We start from the raw sequence: 22,228 nt of genomic DNA on the forward strand, positions 1-22,228 counted from the left end.
GACCCGCCCCTTTCCCGTAACCAGGGGGCTCCGCCCCCTGGACCCCCGTATCGCGCTGACGCGCTCGTCCTCAAACGCCGGACGGGCTGAAATATCTCGGCTGGGCGAAGAATCCAGCCCGTCCGGCGTTTGAGGACGAGGCGCGGAGCGCCGAAAAGCGGGGTCCAGGGGCGGCAGCCCCTGGTTTCGGGAAAGGGGCGGGTCCGGGGCGCCCCGCGAGGGACAGGGTGCCGACGCCGGGCCATAGAATCTGTGCGTGGCAGGGCGGATCAATGACGAGGATGTGAAGGCGGTTCGGGACGCGGTCCCGATCGACGCCGTGGTGTCCGAGTACCTCCAGCTCCGCAACGCGGGCGGCGGCAACCTCAAGGGCCTGTGCCCCTTCCACGACGAGAAGTCCCCGTCGTTCCAGGTCAGCCCCGCCAAGGGCCTCTTCCACTGCTTCGGCTGCCAGGAGGGCGGCGACACCATCACGTTCGTGATGAAGGTCGACCACCTCACCTTCTCCGAGGCGGTGGAGCGCCTCGCGGGCAAGGCGGGCATCACCCTGCGCTACGAGGAGGGCGGGTACAACCCCACCCACCAGCGCGGCGAACGCATCCGCCTGATCGAGGCCCACAAGGTCGCCGCCGAGTTCTACGCGGCCCAGCTCGAGTCCCCCGAGGCGGAGATCGGCCGCGCCTTCCTCGCCGAGCGCGGCTTCGACCAGGCCGCCGCCGCGCACTTCGGCGTCGGCTACAGCCCCGCGGGCTGGGACCACCTCACCCGCTTCCTGCGCGGCAAGGGCTTCAGCGACAAGGAGCTGATCCTCTCCGGCCTCTCCCAGGACGGCCGCCGCGGCCCCATCGACCGCTTCCGCGGCCGCCTGATGTGGCCGATCCGCGACATCGGCGGCGAGGTCGTCGGCTTCGGCGCCCGCAAGCTCCGCGACGACGACAACGGCCCGAAGTACCTCAACACCCCCGAGACCCCGATCTACAAGAAGTCCCAGGTCCTGTACGGCATCGACCTGGCCAAGAAGGAGATCGCCAAGTCCAGCAGGGCCGTCGTCGTCGAGGGCTACACCGACGTCATGGCCTGCCACCTCGCCGGGGTGCCCACGGCCATCGCCACCTGCGGCACCGCCTTCGGCGGCGAGCACATCAAAATCCTCCGCCGCCTCCTGATGGACAACGGCTCCGCCCGCGTGATCTTCACCTTCGACGGCGACGCGGCCGGCCAGAAGGCGGCGCTGCGCGCCTTCGAGGACGACCAGAAGTTCGCCGCCGAGACGTACATCGCCGTCGCGCCCGACGGGATGGACCCCTGCGACCTGCGCCTGGCCAAGGGCGACGCGGCGGTCGCCGACCTGGTGGAGCCCCGTACCCCCCTCTTCGAGTTCGCGCTGCGCCAGATCGTCGCCCGCTACGACCTGGAGACCCCCGCGGGCCGCGCCGCCGCCCTGGACGAGGCCGCGCCCGTGGTCGCCAGGATCAAGAACAGCGGCGCCCAGCACGAGGTCGCCGTGCAGCTCGCCGGCATGCTCGGCATCCTCGACACGCAGTTCGTCGTCAAGCGCGTCGCCCAGCTCGCCCGCTGGGCCCGTGACCGCGGCGGCAAGGGCCCGGCCCCGCAGCGCGGCCCCCAGCCGGTGCCCGCGCGCCCCGCCGCCCCCTCCGGCCCCGCGCTCAACCTGCGCAACCCCGTCTACGCCACCGAGCGCGAGCTCCTCAAGCTGGCCCTCCAGCGGCCGGACCTGGTCTCCCCGGCTTTCGACGCGTACGGCGTGGACGAGTTCACGGCCGCGCCCTACGCCGCCGTGCGCCAGGCGATCCTGGACGCGGGCGGCGCCGAGTACGGCGCCCAGGACCCGCAGGAGTACCTGGTCCGCGTCCGCGAGGCCGCCCCCGACGACACGGTCCGCGCCATGGTCACGGAGCTGGCCGTGGAGGCGATCATGCGGCGTACGGTCGACGAGGCGTACGCGGGCGACCAGCTCGTCACCGTCCGGCTGCGCGCGGTGGACCGCCGCATCCGCGACGTCCAGGGCACCTTCACCCGCCTCAGCGGCGGCCACGGCGACCCCGAGCAACTGGCCGCGGTGCAGAACGAGTTGTGGGTCCTCCAGCAGTACGGCCGCGCCCTCCGCGAGCGGGGGGCCGCGGCCCTCTGAGAACCCCGGCCCGTCCGGCGTTCGAGGACGGGCGCGCAGCGCGAAAAGCGGGGAGGGCCGGGGGCGGATCCCCTCGGTTTCGGGAAAGGGGGGCGGGCCCGGGGCGCCCCGCGCGGGGTAACCGACCGGTTACGGACCGGACTCAAAAAGTCACCGCACGCCCCTCGTGGCGGCCGTGTGTCGTACTCCACACTGGGACCGGTGCCTGAGTCCTCGGAGCGCGGCCGGACCGCAGCCAGCGGATGCGAGTCCGACGCCGCGATCCCCCATCGCGTTCGGGACGGACAGCGGCGAGGCCGTCGACGCCGGTCCCGTCGTACCGCTGCCACACGCCTCAGCAGCGATCATCCTGGAGGTCGCCCCCGTGCAGACCCGGACCCTCACCCAGACCCGGCACCCGGCGCCGTCGCCGGACGAGCGCGTCACCCAGCCGCCCCCGGCGGCCACCGGCGCACCCGCGTCGCCCGAGACCCTGGACGCGGAGCCGGCGGAGCACCCCGAGCCCGCCGAAGCCCCCGGGCCCGCCGACCCCGTTGACCTCGCCGACGCCGCTGACACCGCTGACCATGCGGACCCCGCCGGCCCCGCCGACCCGGCCGACACCGCCGGGACCGTCGTCGAGACGATCGAGCTGCCGGGCCCCCGCGGCCGCGCCGAGACCGGCGGCCCGTCCTCCGACCTGTTCCGCCAGTACCTCCGCGAGATCGGCCGCATCCCGCTGCTCACCGCCGCCGAGGAGGTCGAGCTCGCGCGCGCCGTCGAGGCCGGGCTCTTCGCCGAGGAGAAGCTGGCCGGCACCCCCGACCTGGACTCCCAGCTCGCCCTCGACCTGGACAAGCTGGTCGTCATGGGCCGCATGGCCAAGCGCCGCCTCATCGAGGCCAACCTCCGCCTGGTGGTCTCCGTCGCCAAGCGGTACGTGGGGCGCGGCCTGACTATGCTCGACCTCGTCCAGGAGGGGAACCTGGGCCTGATCCGGGCCGTCGAGAAGTTCGACTACGCCCGCGGCTACAAGTTCTCCACGTACGCGACCTGGTGGATCCGCCAGGCCATGTCCCGCGCCCTCGCCGACCAGGCCCGCACGATCCGCGTACCGGTGCACGTCGTGGAGCTCATCAACCGCGTCGTACGCGTCCAGCGCCGCATGCTCCAGGAGCGCGGCTACGAACCCACGCCCGAGGAGGTCGCCGCCCACCTGGACCTGCCGCACGAGCGCGTCAGCGAGGTGCTGCGCCTGGCGCAGGAACCCGTGTCGCTGCACGCGCCCGTGGGCGAGGAGGACGACGTCGCGCTCGGCGACCTCATCGAGGACGGCGACGCCGCGAGCCCCGTGGAGTCGGCGGCGTTCCTGCTCCTGCGCGAGCACCTGGAGGCGGTGCTCTCCACGCTCGGCGAGCGCGAGCGCAAGGTCGTCCAGCTCCGCTACGGCCTCGCGGACGGCAGGCCCCGCACCTTGGAGGAGATCGGCCGCATCTTCGGCGTGACCCGCGAACGCATCCGCCAGATAGAGTCCAAGACCCTCAACAAGCTCCGGGACCACGCCTTCGCGGACCAGCTCAGGGGCTACCTGGACTGAGGCGCCCCGAAGGGGCGCGGGGAACTGCGCGACCAGCCCCACACGACCGGCACACGCAAGAACCCCAGGCCCCCGACGGCGCTCAGTCCACCTCCACCACGGCCTCCGCGAACTGCGCCTTGTACAACCGGGCGTAGGCACCCCCCGCACCCAGCAGCGCGTCATGCGTCCCCTGCTCCACGATGGCCCCGTCCTCCATCACCAGGATGGTGTCCGCGTCCCGGATCGTGGAGAGCCGGTGCGCGATCACGAACGACGTCCGCCCGTGCGCGAGCCGTGCCATCGCCTTCTGGATCAGCACTTCCGTCCGCGTGTCCACCGAGCTGGTCGCCTCGTCCAGGACCAGGATCACCGGGTCGGACAGGAACGCCCGCGCGATGGTGACGAGCTGCTTCTCGCCCGCGCTGACCCCCGTGCCCTCGTCGTCGATGACGGTGTCGTACCCGTCGGGCAGGGTGCGGATGAACCGGTCCGCGTGCGCGGCCCGCGCCGCCTCCTCGACCTGCTCCCGCGTGACCTCCCCGGCGGCCCCGTACGCGATGTTCTCCGCGATCGTGCCGCCGAACAGCCAGGTGTCCTGGAGCACCATGCCGACGGCGCCGCGCAGCTCGTCCCGGGACATCGCCGTCACGTCGACCCCGTCGAGCGTGATGCGCCCGCCGGTGACCTCGTAGAACCGCATCAGCAGGTTGACCAGCGTGGTCTTGCCCGCGCCCGTCGGTCCGACGATGGCGACGGTGTGGCCCGGCTCCACCACCAGCGACAGGTCCTCGATCAGCGGCTTGTCCGGCTCGTAGCGGAAGGAGACGTGCTCCATGGCCACGCGCCCGCGCAGCTCGGCGGGGCGCTCGCCGGGGACGGGGTCGGGCCCCTGCTCCTCGGCGTCGAGCAGCTCGAAGACGCGCTCGGCGGAGGCGACGCCGGACTGCACCAGGTTCGCCATCGAGGCGACCTGCGTCAGCGGCATCGAGAACTGCCGCGAGTACTGGATGAAGGCCTGCACGTCACCGATGGACAGCGCCCCCGAGGCGACCCGAAGGCCGCCGACCACGGCCACCAGGACGTAGTTCAGGTTCGACATGAAGAACATCAGCGGCTGCATGACGCCGCTGTTGAACTGCGCCTTGTACGACGCCTCGTACAGCGCGTCGTTGTGCGCGGCGAACGCCTTCGCGGACTCCTCCTGGCGGCCGAAGACCTTCACCAGGGTGTGCCCGGTGTACATCTCCTCGACGTGCGCGTTCAGCGCGCCCGTGGACTTCCACTGCTGCACGAACTGCGGCTGCGACCGCTTGCCGACCTTGGTCGCCACCACGAACGACAGCGGCACGGTCACCAGCGCCACCAGCGCGAGCAGCGGCGAGATCCAGAACATCATCACCAGTACGCCGACGATCGTCAGCAGCGAGTTGATGAGCTGCCCCATCGTCTGCTGGAGCGTCTGGTTGATGTTGTCGAGGTCGTTCGTGGCCCGGCTGAGCACCTCGCCGCGCTGCCGCTTGTCGAAGTACGACAGCGGCAGCCGGGACAGCTTCGCCTGCACGTCGCCGCGCAGCCGGTACACGGTGCGGTTGATGGCGTGGTTGGACAGCCGCGTGGCCACGGCCATCAGCAGGCCCGCCACCACGAACACGGCCGTGGCGAGCAGCAGCACCTCGCCGACCGCGCCGAAGTCGATGCCGTCGCCGGGGGTGAAGTCGAGCCCGGAGAGCATGTCGGCCGTGCCGCCCTCGCCGCTCTCGCGCAGCCGCTCCAGGGCCTCGCCCTTGGTCTCGCCCTCGGGCATGGAGCGCCCGACGATGCCCGCGAAGACCAGGTCGGTGGCGTGCCCCAGGATCTTCGGCCCGAGCACGGACAGGGCGACGCTGCCCACGACCGCCGCGAGCATCCCGTACATCGTGGCGCGCTCCGGCCGGAACTGCGCGAGCAGCCGCTTGCCGGAGCCCTTGAAGTCCATGGACCGGGAGTCGGGCCCCATCATGGGCCCGCCGATACCAGGGGGCATTACGCGGCCTCCGCTTCCGTGAGCTGGGAGAGGACGATCTCCCGGTACGTCTCGTTGTCCGCCATCAGCTCGTGGTGGCGGCCGGTGCCGACGACGCGGCCCTCGTCGAGCACGACGATCCGGTCGGCGTCGCGGATCGTCGACACGCGCTGGGCGACGATCACGACGGTCGCCTCGCGCGTCTCCTCGGCGAGCGCGGAGCGCAGCGCGGCGTCGGTGGCGTAGTCGAGCGCGGAGAACGAGTCGTCGAAGAGGTAGATCTCCGGCCGCTGCACCAGGGTGCGGGCGATGGAGAGCCGCTGCCGCTGCCCGCCGGACACGTTGGTGCCGCCCTGCGCGACGGGCGCGTCGAGCCCCAGCTCCAGGGACTCCACGAACTGCTTGGCCTGCGCGACCTCCAGGGCGTGCCACAACTCCTCGTCCGTGGCGTCCGGATTGCCGTACCGCAGGTTGCTCGCCACGGTGCCCGCGAAGAGGTACGGCTTCTGCGGTACGAGCCCCACGGTCCGGGCCAGCAGCGCCGGGTCGAGGGTGTCCACCGCGACGCCGTCGACCCGCACCTCGCCCTCGGTGGCGTCCATCAGGCGCGGTACGAGGCCGAGCAGCGTCGACTTGCCGCTGCCGGTCGAGCCGATCACGGCGGTGACCTCGCCGGGGCGCGCGACCAGGTCGACGCCCTTGAGCACCGGCTCCTCGGCACCCGGGTAGCGGAACCCGGCGCCGCGCAGCTCCAGGTGGCCGCGGCCGCGCAGCTCCGTGACCGGCGCGGCCGGCGGCACGACGCTCGCCCTGGTGTCCAGGACCTCCTGGATGCGCTCGGCGCACACCTCCGCGCGGGGGATCATCATGAACATGAACGTGGCCATCATCACGGCCATGACGATCTGCATCAGGTACGCGAGGAACGCGGTCAGCGAGCCGATCTCCATGGCGCCGTCGTCGATGCGGTGCGCGCCGAACCAGACGACGGCGATCGACGACAGGTTCACCACGGTCATGACGATCGGGAACATCAGAGCGAGCAGCTTGCCGGTGCCGACCGAGACGTCGGTCAGCTCGGCGTTGGCGCCGCGGAAGCGCTCCTTCTCGTACGTGTCGCGTACGAAGGCGCGGATGACGCGGTTGCCGGTGATCTGCTCGCGCAGCACCCGGTTCACCGTGTCGAGCCGCTCCTGCATCGTGCGGAACAGCGGTCGCAGCCGGCGCACGATCAGGCTGACGCTGACGCCGAGCACCGGGACGACGGCGAGCAGCACGCCCGACAGCGGCACGTCCTGGCCGAGCGCCATGACGATGCCGCCGACGCACATGATCGGCGCCGACACCATCAGCGTGAACGCCATCAGGACGAGCGTCTGCACCTGCTGCACGTCGTTGGTGGTCCGCGTGATCAGGGTCGGCGCCCCGAACTGGCCCACCTCGCGCGCGGAGAACGACTGCACGCGGTCGAAGACGGCGGCCCGCACGTCGCGCCCGAGCGCGGCGGAGGTCCGCGCGCCGTACAGCACGGCCCCGATGTTGCACACCATCTGGACGACGGTGACGCCCAGCATGAGGGCGCCGAACGTCAGGATGTAACCGGTGTCCCCCTTCACGACGCCCTCGTCGATGATGTCGGCGTTCAGGGTGGGCAGGTAGAGGGACGCGCAGGTCTGGAGGAACTGCAGGAGCACCAGCAGGACGATGGGTCTTCTGTACGGGCCCAGATGGGTCCGCAGGAGTCGAATGAGCACGCTCTTCTCTCGGCAGGGGTCGGGGAGTCGGGCGGCGGGCGAAAGCCGCCCACCATCCTGCGCCACCGACCCCTGCCCCGTGCAAGCGATTAACCCATGACCGGGTCAAAAATTATTCCGGACCAAGATCTGGTCACACTGAACGTTTTCTCTCCCTCACGCACCGTGGCGAACCGTGGCGGAATGTCCCGCTCCGGCGTGCGGGTGCGGGGTTCGCGGGGCGTGCGGAGGGCAGGGGAGGGCGCGGGGCCGCGAGAGTGGGGCATGGGGACCCCGCGGGGTTGGCGGCGGCGGTCGCGAGGGCGCGGGGGCGCCGCTCAGGGTGCGAAGGCTTCCGGATGCGCCTGCTCGCGCACCGTCACGTACTGCTGCCGCACCGCCTGCCCCACCGGCAGCTCCTCACCCGGCTCGAAGACCTGGGCGACCGGCCCCTGCCACTGCGGGAGCTGCCCGGTCAGGGCCCAGGTGGCCTGCCGCGCCGCGCCGATCGCCGCGTAGTCCGCGGGCTGCACGACCACGACCTGGGTGCCGAAGAGCATCGGCGCCACCGCCCGCACCGCAGGCAGGTCCGCGGCCGGCCCGAGCAGGAAGACCCGCCGCACCTCGACGCCCCGCCCGCGCAGCACGTCCAGGGCGTCGCCGAGCCCGCAGAGCATGCCCTCGAAGGCGGCCCGTGCCAGGTGCTCGGGCTTCATCGACTCGCGCCGCAGCCCGGTCAGCGTGCCCGCGGCGTGCGGCAGGCTGGGTGTCCTCTCGCCCTCCAGATAGGGCAGCAGGACCAGCCCGTGGGCGCCGGGGGTGGACTTCAGCGCCAGGTCGGACAGGGTTTCCAGGTCCGGTACGCCCAGCATCTCGGCGGTGCCGCGCAGCGCCCGTACCGCGTTCGCGGTGTGGACGACGGGCAGGTGCATGCCCGTGGCGTCGGCGAGCGCGGTGATGGTGCCGGACGGGTCGACCAGGGCCTCGTGGTGGACGGCCGCCACGGAGCCGGAGGCGCCCAGCGACACGACGACGTCGCCGTGCATCACGCCGAGCCCGAACGCCGCCGCCATCGTCGCGCCCGTACCCGCCGAGATCACCAGCCCCTCCGGCGTCGTCCCGGCGGACTCGGCGGGCCCGATGACCTCCGGCAGCATCGCCTGGTGCCCGAGGGCGAGCTCCACCAGGTCGGGCCGGTACGCGCCGGTCGCCGCGGACCAGTAGCCGGTGCCGGAGGCGCCGCCGCGATCGGTGGTGCGCCGGGCGGGCCGCCCCAGGAGCTGCCACACCAGCCAGTCGTGGGCCTGCATGAGCAGGGTGGTGCGCAGGGCGGCCTCCGGCTCGTGCTTGGCGAGCCAGCGCAGCTTCGCCACCGGCTGGGCGGCCTGCGGGACGCAGCCCACGGCCTGCGCCCACGCCTGGCGCCCGCCGAGCGCGTCGACGAGGTCGGCCGCGGCGACCTGGGCGCGGGGGTGGTTGCCGACGAGCGCGGGCCGCACGGTGGCGCCCTGCGCGTCGAGCGGCACGAGCGCGTGCTCCTGCGCGCACACGCCGATGGCCTGCACGCCTTCGAGCAGCCCGCCGCCGGCGGCCTCGCCGAGGGAGAGCAGCCAGGCCTGCGGGTCGACGTCGGCGGGCCGCCCGCCGTCGGGGCCCTCCAGCGGATGCGGGGCGTACCCCTGCCTGAGTACGGCCCCCGTGTCGGTGTCACAGACCACGATGCGTGTGAAATCGGGCGAACTGTCCAACCCCGCGACTATCCCCATGCCAAGATTCTGCCGCACCCGGGGCGGTGCCTCGCACGGGCGTCCGGGCAGGGGGCGGCCCTGCGGGCCGGGCGCGCGTCCGCCCCGGACGGAAGGTCCCGCCCGGGGTGGTGTGCGCCACGGCGGCAGCGGCGGCAGTGGCGGCTTCGGCAGCGGCGGCTTCGGCAGCGGCGGCTTCGGCAGCGGCGGCTTCGGCAGCGGCGGCCGGGGGCCGGCCGCAGCTAGGTGTTGCTGGTGCCCCAGTCGTCCGCGGCGTCCCCCTGCCCGCGCTCGCGCAGCGACCGCACGCGCTCGGCCACGGAGTCGGGCACGCGGTCGCCCACCTTCTCCGAGACCGTGTGGAGCGCCTTCCCGGCCACGTCACGGCCCTGCTGGGTGGCGGACTCGACGGTGTTGCGCACGGCGGGGTTCTGGGAGACCTCGCGGAAGGACTTCTTCATCTGCTCGTAGCGCTCGCGCCCGGCGCGCGTACCGAGCACGTACCCCAGAGCGAGTCCTGCCACGAATGTCAGCCGGTAGCGCATGACGGCCACCCTTCCCTTGCCTCGACTGTCCCGACGTCGGTCGCGGGGGATACCGATTGGCGGAGCACCCCCCTGCTTGCGCTAATGTATGTGTCGCAGCGAGCGCACGCCGCCCGGGAATCCCCAGGTAGGTGACATTGTTGCAGTGGCTCTGTCACCAAGAGTCATTCCCCTGTAGCTCAATTGGCAGAGCAGCCGGCTGTTAACCGGCAGGTTACTGGTTCGAGTCCAGTCGGGGGAGCTCGGTCTCCTGTAGCTCAATTGGCAGAGCAGCCGGCTGTTAACCGGCAGGTTACTGGTTCGAGTCCAGTCGGGAGAGCTGTACGACGAGGACCCCTGAGGCACCACCACGGCGCCCGGGGGTCCTCGCGCGTGCCGGAGCCGCCCCCGCGACTCCTCGCTCAACCCGCCCTCGCCCGAACTCGTTTCGCCCCTGGTGGAACCAGGCGGGCCGCGGCGGGGTCCTCATGGTCGTGCGATGCCGACCAGCCGGAGCAGGAGATCGTATGAGCGGCTATGCTGCGGCAGACGGCGCGCACAAATGTGCGCGACGCGCCGTTAGGGGCGGTAGCTCAGCCGGTTAGAGCAGCGGACTCATAATCCGTCGGCCGTGGGTTCGAGTCCCACCCGCCCCACCAAGCGGCACAGGTGCAGAAACGTTGTGACCTGCCCCGAGCCGCACCCGGCCCCTCGCACGGCGAGGGGCTTTCCCTTGCGCAAACACCATGACCGCCCAACCCCCACGCCGAACCTCGGACGGGGGAACGTCACCCCGTCATACGAAGGGGGCGCTGCGCGGGTCGCTGCGCTGGTCCGGGCGGAAGCGAGACGGTGAGGCTCGTCACGCCGGGACTGCGGCTCGGCGGGAGGCCTTCCGGGACCGCCGAGCGACGCGACCCAAGCCTTCCTCTCGTCGCGGACACCGCCCGGGCAACGCTCACGCCCACCACCCGGCCACCGCGCCGGAGCCGCCGCCCCATGCTCTTCTCTGTAGGGGCTGTGCTGCTCCGGGCTGCCACGAGACGTGACCTTGACGCTGCGGGGCCGCGCACGCGCGCGGGGCCCACGCGGCACGGCCACTAACCGTGTACTACCCGGCGGGACCACCCCCGCACGCGCGTGTACGCGCGGACCAACAGAGTCCCGACCGACCCCCCGGCAGGAGCAGGCAGAACCCGGGCGGCGACATCCGTGAAGCCATGGCGCTTCAGCAGATCCGTCCAGGTCTCGGGGGCGTACTGCCACCGCAGCACCGTCAGTTCGCGTTCGCGGCCCTCCAGCCACTTGCCGCGCATGGGCTGTGGCCCATATGTCTCGCCGGTCGGTTCGGCGTGGGCGAAGGCCAGTACGCCGCCCGGTGCGAGGCGGCGGGCGATGAGGGGCAGGAGGCGGTCGGGGTCGGTGAACCAGACGGCTCCCCAGTCGCTGTAGACCGCGTCGAACACCGTCGGCGTACAGGACAAGTACTCCACGGCGTCGGCATGCACGAACTCCAGCCCGGGAACGTCCCGCCACCAGGCGCGGGCGCGCGCGACCTGGGCGGGGGACAGGTCCACGCCGGTCACCTGCACGCCCCGCCGGGCGAGGTGCACGCGGGGCATGTGGGGCTCCTCGGGGGACGGTGGGGGGCGATGGGGTGGGCCACCGTACCGATCCGTCCGCCCTCGCGCGGCCGGGATGGCGCAACAAGTGGCGCATGGAGTACGGGGATGGGCCTGGAAGCACGCCGTGCGCTTCCGGGGCCGTACGCCACCCCGACAGCCGCCTCCCCTTGACGTGCAGGCTCTCCAGCCAACTTCCCCTGTAGTCAGACGACTTGGGGTACGCCACCCACCCGCTCAAAGCTACGCTGGACCTTCGCTACAAGGCCTGCAAGAGCGGCGGAAGTGCAGAGAAGAACTGGGGTGGAGGAGACCACTGCATGGCAGAGGAGCCGGCACGTGCAGGTGCCGCGTGGCCCCTGGGTACGGGGTTGGCCTTCGGTCCTCCAGCCGTCTCGAACGAGCTGTTCGGGGCCGCCCTGCTGGCCGCCTTGGAGCAGCGCTTTCCCGAAGGGCTCGTACCACCACGGGAGCCGCGGGCCATCACCCACCCCAATGGGTTCGTCAAGTTGCCGCTCGCGTGGACCAGTGACGGGGCCACCAGGCTGTTTCTCCACGTGTGGCGTGCGGACAGCGCGGACGCCGATGTGCATGACCATCGGTGGTCATTTTCCTCGCTCGTGTTACGCGGCGAGTTGTTCCACACCTTGACCGAGGTGACTGCCGTCTGCGATAGCTCCGGTGTCTCCGGAAGCAGGAGTGTGGAGGGGGACGGGAAGAGGGTGGGGAAGGGGCTTCCGCTGGTGCGTTATCGGCTCGTCGGCGGCAAGCACTGTTTCGACGCGACCTACGGGGAGAGGGCCGTCGTCGACCGGAGGCGGACCCACGTCCTCTCCGCCGACCAGCATTACGGCATGGACGCGTTCACCTTCCATCGGGCGCACGCCCTGGCCGGTGCCATGACCCTGGTGGCCAGAGGGCTCCCGCAACGGCCCTACTCACGGGTGCTGATCGACCCCGGGTCCCCACCGCCCGTGGTGCGGCCGTGCCACCGGCTCGACCACGACGAGAGGCGGCACCACCTGCGTGAGGCACTGGAGGTGTTGCGGTGAGTGGCCCGCTCCCGGGTCGCCCGAGCCCTTTCGGCCCCGGTCCCGACGAGCCGGAGGCGCTGTTCCGGCGGGAGGCGGTCCTGGTCGTGGCTGTGCGCATCGACCGGACGCCGGACGGCGCGTACACCCCTGGGCCGCTCGAACGCCGCTGGCGCGCGGGGCGTCCGAACGAGGTCGTGTCGCGTGCCGACCGCCGCGCCTCGTACACCAACCCCCAGCTCGTCTCCCTGCTGTGGGCTCCTGATGTGCGGTGGCACCGGGAGTGCGGGCCGGACGTGGTGTCTCCTGCCGGATTCCGGCTCAGTGCTGTCGAGCTGGTCAGGCTGGGCGGCTTCATGAACGCCGCGCTCATGGAGATGGAGACGCCCGCGGCAGCGAACGGCGTGGCGCTGCTGCACGGGACGCTCCCCGCGGTCCCACCGGCCGACCTGCCCAAGGCGCTGCGGTTCTGCGCCAACATCGACGCTCACCATCGCCAGGGTGAGCAGCGGCGTTGGGTGTCCCGGCAATTGCCGCACGGCTGCCGTGTCGCCGATACGCAGCGGAAGATGGTCCACGGTGTGCTCGTCACCCCGCGGAACGAACTGCCGCGGCTACATGACGACTCGGGGCTCGACACGGCCGAGCAATGGCTCTGGAAGATGCTCCACGCGACGGAATACGTGCCGCCGACCGAAGCCGCCGAAGAGATGGGAAGGCTGCGGCTTCCGCTGCCGTCCGCCATGTGTGGGGTGGCGGGCTCCCTAGGACTGGTCATCGTGGGAACCGCCGCAGACCCCAATACGGAGCAAGCGCCGGACTACCAGTTCTACGACGGCAGCAGTTTTCACCTGGCGACCTTGTACAGCGAGGCGTTGGCACTGGTCTGCCTCCAACAGCTCGTCCTCGACGCGTACGGGCGGGAAGTGGCCCGCATGGGGCAGAGTGAGCCGCTGCACCACAAGGTGGGGCAGTTGGAGCGGGACCTGCTCGTCTTCCGGCGCAGCTATTGGGCGGCGGACTTCGGACGTCAGGACGCGTGCGCGACGATCGTCCGGAACTTCCAACGCGGCTGCGGCATGCCCGAAGCGCTCCAGAGCCTGGCCGGTGACTTGGGTGAGCTGGCCCGGCAGGTCCAGGCGGCCGAGACCGAGACGACCAACGCCATCCTGGGCGTCCTCGCCGCGATCGGTCTTCCGCTGGCGACCGGGCTGGCGATCTGGCAGGGACTGCCGGAGGCGGACGTGGCGTCCCTGTACCGGACACTGGGCGTCACCTGCCTCACCACGGTGCTGCTCATGAGCGCCTTCCCCGGCCTGCGTCGCCTGTTCGTCTCCCTCTTCCACCGCCGCGGGAGGAGGCGGTGAGGGACGAGGCGGTGAGGGCCGCGTTCGTCTGGCCTGCGCGCGCCGCGCCAGGGTTCCCGGCAGGCTGCCCGGACGCGGGGGACGTCCTCGGCCGGATCGCCGAGAGCGCCGAGGAGGCCGGGGACGAGGTTGCCCTGGCCGTCGTGACCAGCGCGCTGCGAGCCACCGTGGAGGACAGCCGGGACCACGAGGCCGGGCTGCGCAAGGTGCGGAACAGCCTCGCCCTGGTGGCGGACGGTACGGACAGCGGCCGGTGGACCGCCTCGTACTACGGCAAGGACCTGGTGCTCACGTCCACCGACGTGGCGGAGCCGCCCCCGATGCGGTTCGGTACCGGCGTGCGGCACGGGTGGGCCTGGGACCGGGTGCGGCTCGACGGGGGCGTCGCGCAGCGGCGTGCGGCGTTGCTGTCCGCCTGTTACGAGGTCTCGATGGCCGCCCGGCTGAGACGTGACCGGCCGGACGTCCCGGAGGCCCGGAGCGGAGCCGTGCTCGACAGGGTTCCGCGCCTGCTGAGCCCGGCGCGGGCGGCTTCGCTGCTGGCCGGTGTGCTGGTACGGCCGTTGGGCGGAGCCGATGACGCGGCCGGTTCCGCCCCTGGTGAGGACCCGCGCCTGCCCGGTGTGCCGTCGGCCGACGGGTGGGCCGCGACCGTCGCGGGGGGTGCGGCCACGGACCACTACGCCGTCACGGACGTGCACGACATCGAGTGGGGTACCGCGCGGCGCGCGGACGGCGAGCGGCTCACCGAGGGCAACGCCCGGCAGCTCCTGCCCCTCGCCGAGGCATGGTCGGCCGGAAGCATCGGCACCACCTCGGTTCTGGAGGAGGCGTACCGCATCCGCCTCGCGCGCGAGAGCGAGCTGGTGGAGCACCTGCGCACGCTGAGTGACGCCGTACGGCCGGTCGGCCGGTTGCACGCCACTCTGGGCGACGGGCTCAGCGGGCTGGTCCCGGACCCGGCGACGCTGCGGAAGGCAGTGGGGGCGGCCAACCGGCGTACCGAGGGACGCATGCACAGCGGCGCCGGTGCGGCCCGCCTGACCTCCATGGACGTTGCTCGGGCGCGTGAGCGAGCCCACTTCAGCCTGCACGTGACCAAGACGCTGAAGGGAACCGGGGTGCCGCAGGCCGCGACACACGTGTTCGGGGAGCCACTGGGCGCCGAGGAGGCAGCGTACGCGCTGGACTTCCTCGCCGGTCTCGCCCGCGCCGGAGCGGGACAGGCCGGTCATCACCATGTGCTGCACGCCCGGCGGTGGCGTGACTGGTGGCTGGAGCACCTGCCGCCTGCGGCGCACCGCGCCTTCGCACGCCTTTGACCAGCATGATCACAGAGGTGTGTCGTGGGCGGTGGCACCAAGGGCCGCAGGGGGGCGGATGCGTCAGCTCAGCCGGGGGCGCGGGAACGACAGGGTTCGCCGGAACGACCGGGGTTGTTCGGACCGGGGTTGTTCCAGCGCCACTCGTCGGGGCTCCACACCGCGTCCCTCGGGTCGGCCTCTTCCCCCGGCGCGTGTTCACCCGCTGTGTCTTCCGGACGCCGCAGTACGGGCTCCCAGAAGCGTGACAGCCGCTGCGCCGCCTCGGGCAGGCGTCCGAACGGAAGCCCTTCCACGAAGACGGCCGTGTCCCAGAAGTCGAGCCACTCGGCGGGCGGCTCCGGCAGGCGGAGGGGGTGGGTGCGGCCGTGGTCCGCCATCTCCGTCGCCAGGTCCGCGCACAGGGACCCCAGCCGCAGGGTGGGAAAGGCGGGGTGGGCCGCGGCGGTGAGCATGTCGCTGAGGTCCCGCCAGTGGGTGTTGACGCGGCCACCGCCGCGTCGCCTGCTGTAGCGCAGGAGCTTCTGCGCCAGGAACCGGTATGCGGTGACCGACGGCACGGTGACGGCGCCCGTCGGTCCGGGGAAGTCGAGCAGCGTGGTGCCCTTCCCCTCCCGTGTTTCCCCCTCCCCTACGAGGAGCAGGCCGAGGAGCACGGGGGGCAGCTCCTCCGGCCCTCTGATCTCCAAGAGCGCTCGGTACACCGTGGGCGCCGAGCCGGAGCTGAACACGATGGGCTCATGACGGGCCACGCGCAGCGACTCCCCGCGCGGCCCCGGCGGCAGCTCTCCCGACGCGAGGAGACGCCGTGCCGCTCCGGCCGGTACGACGAGGTCGAGGTCGTTGGGCAGCCGCGCCGCAGGACCGAGCCACGCGGACAGTGCCGCGGAGCCCTTGAGGTACCAGGTGCCGGGGGTGAGTGCCGCGCGGAAACTGTGCAAGGCGATCGCGAGGGCCAGCAGATGGTGGCGGTCCGCGAGCGGCCGGGAGCCCCAGTCGGCACGGCGGTCCTCGCCGGACGCACCGGGTGCGTCTGTCCGCTGTTGTCGTGGCGCCACGTCACAAGAGCGTATTCACGTCCGGCAAGTCCCGGGCGAGCTCGGCACCTTGGGCCAGTCGGCCGCGCATACGCGGTGTGGGCGGCCACGTGTGCCGACGGCCGCCCGACACCGCGACCCTGAAGGCGAGTTCGCGTAGCGGACCGACCTCGGACTCCTCGGCCACCGCCAGCAAGGCGTCGGGTACGGCAGGCACGAGTCCGGGGTGGCGCGCCGCCAGGGGCAGCAGGCGCGCGGCGGCGAACGCGTCGGGCTCCGCGGTCAGCAGCAGGTCTTCCGCGGCTGCCCGCGCGGCCGGCGAGTGGGCCGCCCGGTCGAGATAGTGGACGGCGCGCGGGAGCAGACCGGGGTGGTCCCGAACGGCACCGACCAGGGTGCGGCTGACCGTGTCATCCGGTGGTGTGCGGGGCAGCGCGTACCGCAGCGCTTGGACGTCGCCGTCGGACAGACCGGACCGCCACACGTCCTGGGCGCGGCCCCGGATGACGCGCGCGGACCTGGTGAGCACCGAGGCAGCCCCCGTGACGGTGCTCTTCTCCGCCGAGAGGCGCAGCCCGAGGCGCCGCAGGACGGCCGCCGCGGCAGCACGTATGTCGTCGGCCTCGGCATGGTCGCGTACGAAGACATGGAGGTCGTCGCCCCAGCGGGTCCACCGGCCCGGCGCGAGGGAGGCCACCGCGTCGTCCAGGGGGGCGAGGACCGCCGTGGCGAGCCGATTGGCCCAGCGGTGCCCCGGCAGCAGCGCACGACCGGCGGCGCTGTACAGGGCGGTGAGTGCTTCGGCCAACCGCTCGGTCATCCACGGCGTCCGGCACAAGACGTCCAGGGGCAGGGACCGACCGAACCGGTGGACGTCGAGGACGAGCACCAAGGGCAGGCCACCCCGGGCGGCCAGCGCTCGCAGGTGGTGCTGCCGTTCCTGATAGGCGGGCCGGTACCGCCAGTCCAGCGAGCGATAGCTGAACACTTCGGGACGCGGCACATGAGCGCTCAGTGCTTGCTCGGTGAGGCGCAGCATGCGTGCCCGAGCGGCACAGGAGACGACGGGTACGACTTCCAGCCTGCGGGCGAGCGGAACCCGTAAGTGGCCCACGTGGAGCGGGTCTTCGAGCGGGCGGCCCGTGCACAGGAGGCGGCGTACGTCCACGGCACCGAGCGCGTCCGGCACGTAGTCCGTGAGCAAGTCCCCGTCGAAAGCGGCGGACAGGGCCTGGGCCGGGGGTGCGTCCTCCGTCATGGCGGCAGAATGGCACAACCTGTAGGAGAGGCACGCGGCTGTTCCGCACGGCCGCGTCCACGTCGGCATGGGGGTGCGGTGACCGGAGAGGACGACGGCCGGCGTGACGGAGCCTTGGAGCGGCAGGTCTGGTCGCTGCTCGGCAAGACCGCGGAGTACGCGGGCGGGACCGAGAACCTGCTCCTGTCCCACATGCTCGACACGGCGGCGGTCGCGGAGCGCGTCTGGGACGGCTTCCTCGCCCGCGCCACCCGCGACATGCTGGACCGCACGGCCGGAGGCACCGGCAAGGGGCGCGGCCTGCTCATGTGGCTCGCCGCCCTGCACGACCTGGGCAAGGCGACCCCCGCGTGGCAGGGCAAGTACCCCTCGGCGGCGAAGCGGGTGCGGGAAGCCGGGCTCACCTGGCACGAGCCGACCGTCAAGCGCTACCCGTGGGCGCACGAGCGTGCCGGCGGCTTCCTCCTGCGGCGCTTCCTGACCGAGGAGGGGTGGCCGGCGGAGCAGGTGGAGTGGGTCTGGCCACTGGTCGCCGGACACCACGGCTTCTTCCCGCTGGCCAGTTCGCTCGGGCCACATCGCGCGTCGCTCCGCCAGGCCGAGGGACGTGAGCAGTGGCCCCTGGTCCAGCGTGAACTGCTGCGGCGGGTCAGCCTGTTGCTGGGTCTTGACCCGGTGGCCCGGCTGGTGCCGGTCGAGGTCCCCACGCGCGCCCTGCAACTGCACCTCGCCGGGCTCGTCGCGATGGCCGACCAGATGGCCAGCAGCCCAGGCCTCGTCGGTGTCGACGACCCCGCGCGCGTGAGCCTCGACGGAGCACGGAAGCGTGCCGCCGGGATCTGGACGGCCCTGGGCCTGCGCCGCGGCTGGGAAGGGCTCGCGGTACCTGACGTCGAGGTGCTCGAGCGGCGGTACGGAGAGCCGCTCCGGCCGGTACAGCGGCTGGTCGCCGAGACGGCCCGCACGATGGCCGCGGCCGGGATGCTGATCGTCGAGGCACCCATGGGTGAGGGGAAGACCCGCGCGGGCCTGCTGGCCGCGGAGATCCTGGCGGCCCGCTTCGGCTTCGACGGCGTGTTCGTCGGCATGCCGCGCTGGTCGACGGCCGACCCCATGTTCCGCGAGGTCCGGGACTGGGTCGAGGCCACGGAGGCGGGCCTGGGCGCCCATGTCGCCCTGCTGCACCTGTGGCAGAACTTCGCCCCCGAGTGGACGACGCTGTACCACGCGACCGAGGAAGAGCGCGCGGCGGCGATCGGCGACTGCGGTGAAGAAGAGCCCGCCACGCAGAAGGAGTTCAGCGGCGGACAGAGCCCTTCCGGCTTCTACTTCGGCTCCGGGCGCGGACTGCTGTGCCCCTTCGTGGTCAGCTCGGCCGACGAGTTGCTGTACGCCGCCGCGCGCAGCAACTGGGCGTCGATGCGGATGGCCGGACTGCTCGGCAAGGTGGTGGTCCTGGACGAGGTGCACGCGACAGACGTGCACGGCTTGCCGTTCCTCCTGGAGGCACTGCGCTGGCTCGGGCAGGCCCGTGTGCCCGTGGTGCTCCTGTCGGCGACGCTGGCGTCCGGACAGCGCCGCCAGGTCGCGGACGCCTACCTGGCGGGGGCGACCGGGCGGACGGAGTACGAGAGTGAGCCGATGCCCGAGCCGCGGGGCTGCGCCCGTGTCACGGCGGTGTGCGTGCCTCCCGCCGCGGGGGCGGCCCCGGTCACATCGGTGCAGACCTGCGCGAGCTTCCGCCCCGACCGGGCGTACACCGTCGAGGTGCTTCCCGAGGACGTGTCCCCTCCCGGTGCGGAGGCCGCCGACGCGGCAGTCGTCGGCCGGCTCGCGGCGGAGCTGGCGGACGGCGGGTGCGCGCTGGTGGTACGGGAGACGACGGCACGTGCCCAGGCCCTGTACCGGTCGTTGCGGGAGCAGTTCGGGCCCGACGGTGTCGTGCTGCTGCACGAGCGGATGACCGCGCGGGACCGCGCCCTGCGTACGGACTTCTGCTCGCGCGCCCTGTCCCCGCGTGACGGCGGTGGCAGGCCGCACCGGCTGGTGGTGGTCGCCACGCGGGTCGCGGAGGAGTCCTTCGACGTGGACGTCGACCTGCTGGTCACGGACCCGGCCCCGACCGACCTGCTGCTGCAGAGGGTCGGCAGGCTGCACCGTGACCCTGGTCGGGTGCGCCCGGCACGGCTGCGTACGCCGCGCGTGCTGGTCACGGGTATGGCCACGGACGACACCCCGCCGAGCGGGACGGGCGCCACATCGGCCCCGCCCCGGTTCCAGCACGACTGCGAGCGACGGCACGGCCGTCGTCCGCTGCTGGTCGCCGCCCATCTGGTCCTGTCGGCCGCCGAGGAGCCCTGGGTGCTGCCCGCCCGCATCCCGGACCTCGTGGCGAGGGCGTACGACGACTCGCCGGACCTCCCCGAGGCGTGGAGTGAGTCGGCGGAGGCCGCGCTACGGGAGTGGCGTGACGTACGGGACCACCGTGCCGACCAGGCACGCCGTCTCCTGCTGTCCCGGCGCGGCACCGGCGAGGGCGGCACGTTGGCGGGTCTGCACTATGTGGCGGCCCCGGTCCTCAGGGGTGGCCGAGGATTGTCGGCGCTGGTGCGCGGTGAGCAGCCGGCGGCGGAGGCCGTGGTGGTGGTCCAGGAGGGCGGTGCCTACCGCATGCTCTCGGGTACGCCGTTGGGCGATGACGGTGCCGTGCCCGTCGAGCTCGTCGACGAGCTCCTCACCCATACGATCCCGCTTCCCGCGGAGTACGCGCCCATGGAGCCGGTCGCACTGCGGCCGCTGCCCGCGTGGCGCAAGAAGCGGGAGAAGGGGAAGAAGGAGACGGAAGAGGAGAGGAAGGTCGAGCACGGCAGGCTCAGAGACCGTGACGCACTGGTCCTGGACGCTCGGCACCGCGTCGTCCTGGCGGGTCGCCGTCTGCGGTACGACGCCGAACTGGGCCTGGTCGACGAGGGCGCGGCGGACGAACCGCACGGCCGGTGAAATCGCTCATTCGCCCCCGGTGTGCGATTCCGTTGTGGAAAGCTGGCGCGCACCGCAGTTCGGATGACGGCGACCGTGTCGAGGGGGATGCGCGGTGTTCAATCTGCTGGACGAGCCGTGGCTGCCCGTGCGCGGGCGCCCGGACGCCGAGCAGGCCGGGAACCACCTGTTCACCCGCCCGACCGCGATCGGTGTCCGTGAGCTGTTGCTCGATGCCGACCGCTACGCCGAGATCCTGGTCGACCTGCCGACACAACGACCGGCTGTGTACCGACAGTTACTCCTGCCCCTGGTCGTGGACGCCCTCGGCTGCCCCGAGGACGCGTCCGCGTGGGGGCGGATGTTCACCGCCGGACGCTTCAGCGAAGCGCAGCGGGATCTCCTGAGCGGCTATCTCGACGACTACCACCACCTCTTCGACCTCTTCTCCTCCGACGACCCCTTCGCGCAGGTCGCCGGGCTCACCACCTCCGGCGACGCCACCAAGAGCGCCGCCGTGCTCGTCGCCACCGCGGCCCTGGGGAACAACGTGCCGCTGTTCTCCTCCCGTACCGAGGGCGATCCTCTGGAGCTGACCCCGGCCCAGGCGGCACGCTGGCTGCTGCACGTCCACTGCTGGGACACCGGCGCCATCAAGACGGGGGCGAGCAACGACCCTGCCGCGAAGGCGGGGAAGACCACGGGCAACCCCGTCGGGCCCCTCGGCCGGCTCGGCGTCGTCATGCCGCTGGGCACGACGGTGTACGAGACGCTCCTGCTCAACATCCCGTACGGCAGGGAACCCCTCAAGAACGACCTTCCTCAGTGGCGGCGTCGCGCCGAGGACGGAGACGTGACCGGGACGCCCGCCTGGACCACCCGGTCCGCCCAGGGCCTGCTCGATGTGTGGACGTGGCAGGCCCGCCGCGTACGCCTCGTACCCGAGCACACCCCCACGGGGGAATTACGCGTCTCCCGGGCCGTCGTGGCCGCCGGGGACCGGCTGCTGCTCGACATGGACCACGAGCCCCATACGGCCTGGCACGTCGACAGCGCCCCCGCCCGGGCCCGGCGGTCCGCGCCGCGCGGAGACCGGAAAGCCGACCGCAAGGAGCGGGACTCCCACTTCCGCCCCGTACGGCACAGGACCGGGCGGGCGGCCTGGCGCGGCCTCGACGCCCTGCTGGCCGCCGGCAAGTCCACCACGGAAGTGCACGCCAAGAAGGAAGGCGAAGGCTTCCACACCAGCATCCTGCTGAGCCAGCTCGTCGAAGTCGCCGACTGTCTGCCCGAGGGCTACGGCGCCCAGGTGGAGCTGACCGGGATCCGCTACGGGACCAAGCTCGGCAACATCGAGGACGTCTACCACGACGAGATCCCCCTGCCGATCGCCGCCCTCCGGCCCGACAGCGACGTCCGCGGCGCCCTCCTCGGCGTCGTCGAGCAGGCCGAGGAGCTCGCCAGGGCCGTCAACGCCCTCGCGGCGGAACTACGGCGTGCGGCCGGGGCCCCACCGCCGCCCACCGGGACCTGGCAGTACCCGGGCGAGACACTGCTGCACGCCCTCGACCCCCTGGTACGGCGGCTCCTGGTCGGGCTGCGCGCGGTCGGGGAGGACGACTTCGACCGCACGGAGGAGGGCCTGCTCGCATGGGAGGAGCGGGCCCACCGGGAAGCGTGGCGGATCGCCGACGACCTGCTCTCGACCAGCACCACGCCGTCCGCCTTCACCGGGCGCGAGGTCAAGGGCAGGGACGGCCAGACCCGGATCGCGCGCGAGAGCACCGCCGAGGCGTTCTTCCGGGGCAGCCTCCGCAAGATCCTGTTCCGCCGCACCGCCCGCCTTCAGGCGCGGCCGACCCCGACCGACGCCTCGCTGACCACGGAGCCGTGACCAC

14 protein-coding genes and 3 tRNA genes are annotated in these 22,228 nt (G+C 72.4%); 10 read left to right on the top strand and 7 right to left on the bottom strand.

Annotated features, from left to right (window positions below; translation table 11 throughout):
• Window positions 1-256: 256 nt before the first annotated feature.
• Together dnaG and IE330_RS39755 are read left to right on the top strand one after the other, a co-directional pair.
• Window positions 257-2,152, top strand: a complete 1,896-nt coding sequence (gene dnaG / locus IE330_RS26110) for a DNA primase (RefSeq protein ID WP_190138572.1) — start codon at window positions 257-259, stop codon at window positions 2,150-2,152.
• Window positions 2,153-2,516: 364 nt separating this feature from the next.
• A complete protein-coding gene (locus IE330_RS39755) occupies window positions 2,517-3,728 on the top strand; it encodes an RNA polymerase sigma factor (RefSeq protein ID WP_373314729.1) in 1,212 nt (403 codons plus the stop codon).
• Between the two features lie 82 nt (window positions 3,729-3,810).
• Here IE330_RS39755 and IE330_RS26120 read toward each other — a convergent pair whose 3' ends face one another.
• From IE330_RS26120 to IE330_RS26135, 4 genes are all read right to left on the bottom strand, one after another.
• Window positions 3,811-5,709: an ABC transporter ATP-binding protein gene (locus IE330_RS26120; RefSeq protein ID WP_190138573.1), complete on the bottom strand. Its 1,899-nt coding sequence runs from the start codon at window positions 5,707-5,709 to the stop codon at window positions 3,811-3,813.
• A gap of 23 nt (window positions 5,710-5,732) precedes the next feature.
• Window positions 5,733-7,466 (bottom strand): ABC transporter ATP-binding protein, encoded by a 1,734-nt coding sequence (locus IE330_RS26125; RefSeq protein WP_190138574.1) that lies wholly within the window; start codon window positions 7,464-7,466, stop codon window positions 5,733-5,735.
• 317 nt (window positions 7,467-7,783) lie between these two features.
• Window positions 7,784-9,211: an FGGY family carbohydrate kinase gene (locus IE330_RS26130; RefSeq protein ID WP_190138575.1), complete on the bottom strand. Its 1,428-nt coding sequence runs from the start codon at window positions 9,209-9,211 to the stop codon at window positions 7,784-7,786.
• Between the two features lie 221 nt (window positions 9,212-9,432).
• A complete protein-coding gene (locus tag IE330_RS26135) occupies window positions 9,433-9,735 on the bottom strand; it encodes a YtxH domain-containing protein (protein WP_190138576.1) in 303 nt (100 codons plus the stop codon).
• A gap of 168 nt (window positions 9,736-9,903) precedes the next feature.
• Here IE330_RS26135 and IE330_RS26140 point away from each other — a divergent pair.
• The 3 genes from IE330_RS26140 (at window position 9,904) to IE330_RS26150 (ending at window position 10,373) form a co-directional block, all read left to right on the top strand.
• Window positions 9,904-9,976 (top strand) — tRNA-Asn (locus tag IE330_RS26140).
• Between the two features lie 5 nt (window positions 9,977-9,981).
• Window positions 9,982-10,054 (top strand) — tRNA-Asn (locus tag IE330_RS26145).
• A gap of 242 nt (window positions 10,055-10,296) precedes the next feature.
• Window positions 10,297-10,373 (top strand) — tRNA-Ile (locus tag IE330_RS26150).
• Window positions 10,374-10,814: 441 nt separating this feature from the next.
• On the opposite strand, the gene IE330_RS26155 is transcribed toward IE330_RS26150, so the two are convergent.
• Window positions 10,815-11,336 carry a class I SAM-dependent methyltransferase gene (locus IE330_RS26155; protein WP_190138577.1) on the bottom strand — a complete coding sequence of 174 codons (522 nt, stop codon included), beginning with the start codon at window positions 11,334-11,336 and terminating at the stop codon, window positions 10,815-10,817.
• 320 nt (window positions 11,337-11,656) lie between these two features.
• Between IE330_RS26155 and IE330_RS26160 the strand changes: the two genes are divergently transcribed.
• The 3 genes from IE330_RS26160 to IE330_RS26170 are packed head-to-tail and all read left to right on the top strand — an operon-like array spanning window position 11,657 to window position 15,056.
• Window positions 11,657-12,388 carry a hypothetical protein gene (locus IE330_RS26160; protein ID WP_190138578.1) on the top strand — a complete coding sequence of 244 codons (732 nt, stop codon included), beginning with the start codon at window positions 11,657-11,659 and terminating at the stop codon, window positions 12,386-12,388.
• Window positions 12,385-13,734 (top strand): hypothetical protein, encoded by a 1,350-nt coding sequence (locus tag IE330_RS26165; RefSeq protein ID WP_190138579.1) that lies wholly within the window; start codon window positions 12,385-12,387, stop codon window positions 13,732-13,734. Before IE330_RS26160 ends, IE330_RS26165 begins: the two co-directional genes overlap by 4 nt.
• Entirely contained in the window at window positions 13,731-15,056 is a 1,326-nt protein-coding gene (locus tag IE330_RS26170; protein WP_190138580.1) for a hypothetical protein, read from the top strand. The genes IE330_RS26165 and IE330_RS26170 overlap by 4 nt, the downstream gene beginning before the upstream one ends.
• Before the next feature lie 68 nt (window positions 15,057-15,124).
• Here the strand turns inward: IE330_RS26170 and IE330_RS26175 are convergent, their stop codons facing one another.
• Together IE330_RS26175 and IE330_RS26180 are read right to left on the bottom strand one after the other, a co-directional pair.
• Window positions 15,125-16,114 carry a nucleotidyl transferase AbiEii/AbiGii toxin family protein gene (locus IE330_RS26175; protein ID WP_190138581.1) on the bottom strand — a complete coding sequence of 330 codons (990 nt, stop codon included), beginning with the start codon at window positions 16,112-16,114 and terminating at the stop codon, window positions 15,125-15,127.
• A 1-nt stretch (window position 16,115) separates the two neighbouring features.
• The gene (locus IE330_RS26180; RefSeq protein WP_190138582.1) at window positions 16,116-17,351 is read right to left on the bottom strand and encodes a hypothetical protein; all 1,236 of its coding nucleotides are present in this window, start codon (window positions 17,349-17,351) and stop codon (window positions 16,116-16,118) included.
• A gap of 78 nt (window positions 17,352-17,429) precedes the next feature.
• Between IE330_RS26180 and IE330_RS26185 the strand changes: the two genes are divergently transcribed.
• Window positions 17,430-20,351: a CRISPR-associated endonuclease Cas3'' gene (locus tag IE330_RS26185; protein WP_229925935.1), complete on the top strand. Its 2,922-nt coding sequence runs from the start codon at window positions 17,430-17,432 to the stop codon at window positions 20,349-20,351.
• A 94-nt stretch (window positions 20,352-20,445) separates the two neighbouring features.
• Entirely contained in the window at window positions 20,446-22,224 is a 1,779-nt protein-coding gene (gene casA / locus IE330_RS26190) for a type I-E CRISPR-associated protein Cse1/CasA (protein ID WP_229925936.1), read from the top strand.
• Window positions 22,225-22,228 lie beyond the last annotated feature (4 nt).

It is taken from the genome of Streptomyces longispororuber (assembly GCF_014656095.1).
Lineage (GTDB): Bacteria > Actinomycetota > Actinomycetes > Streptomycetales > Streptomycetaceae > Streptomyces > Streptomyces longispororuber.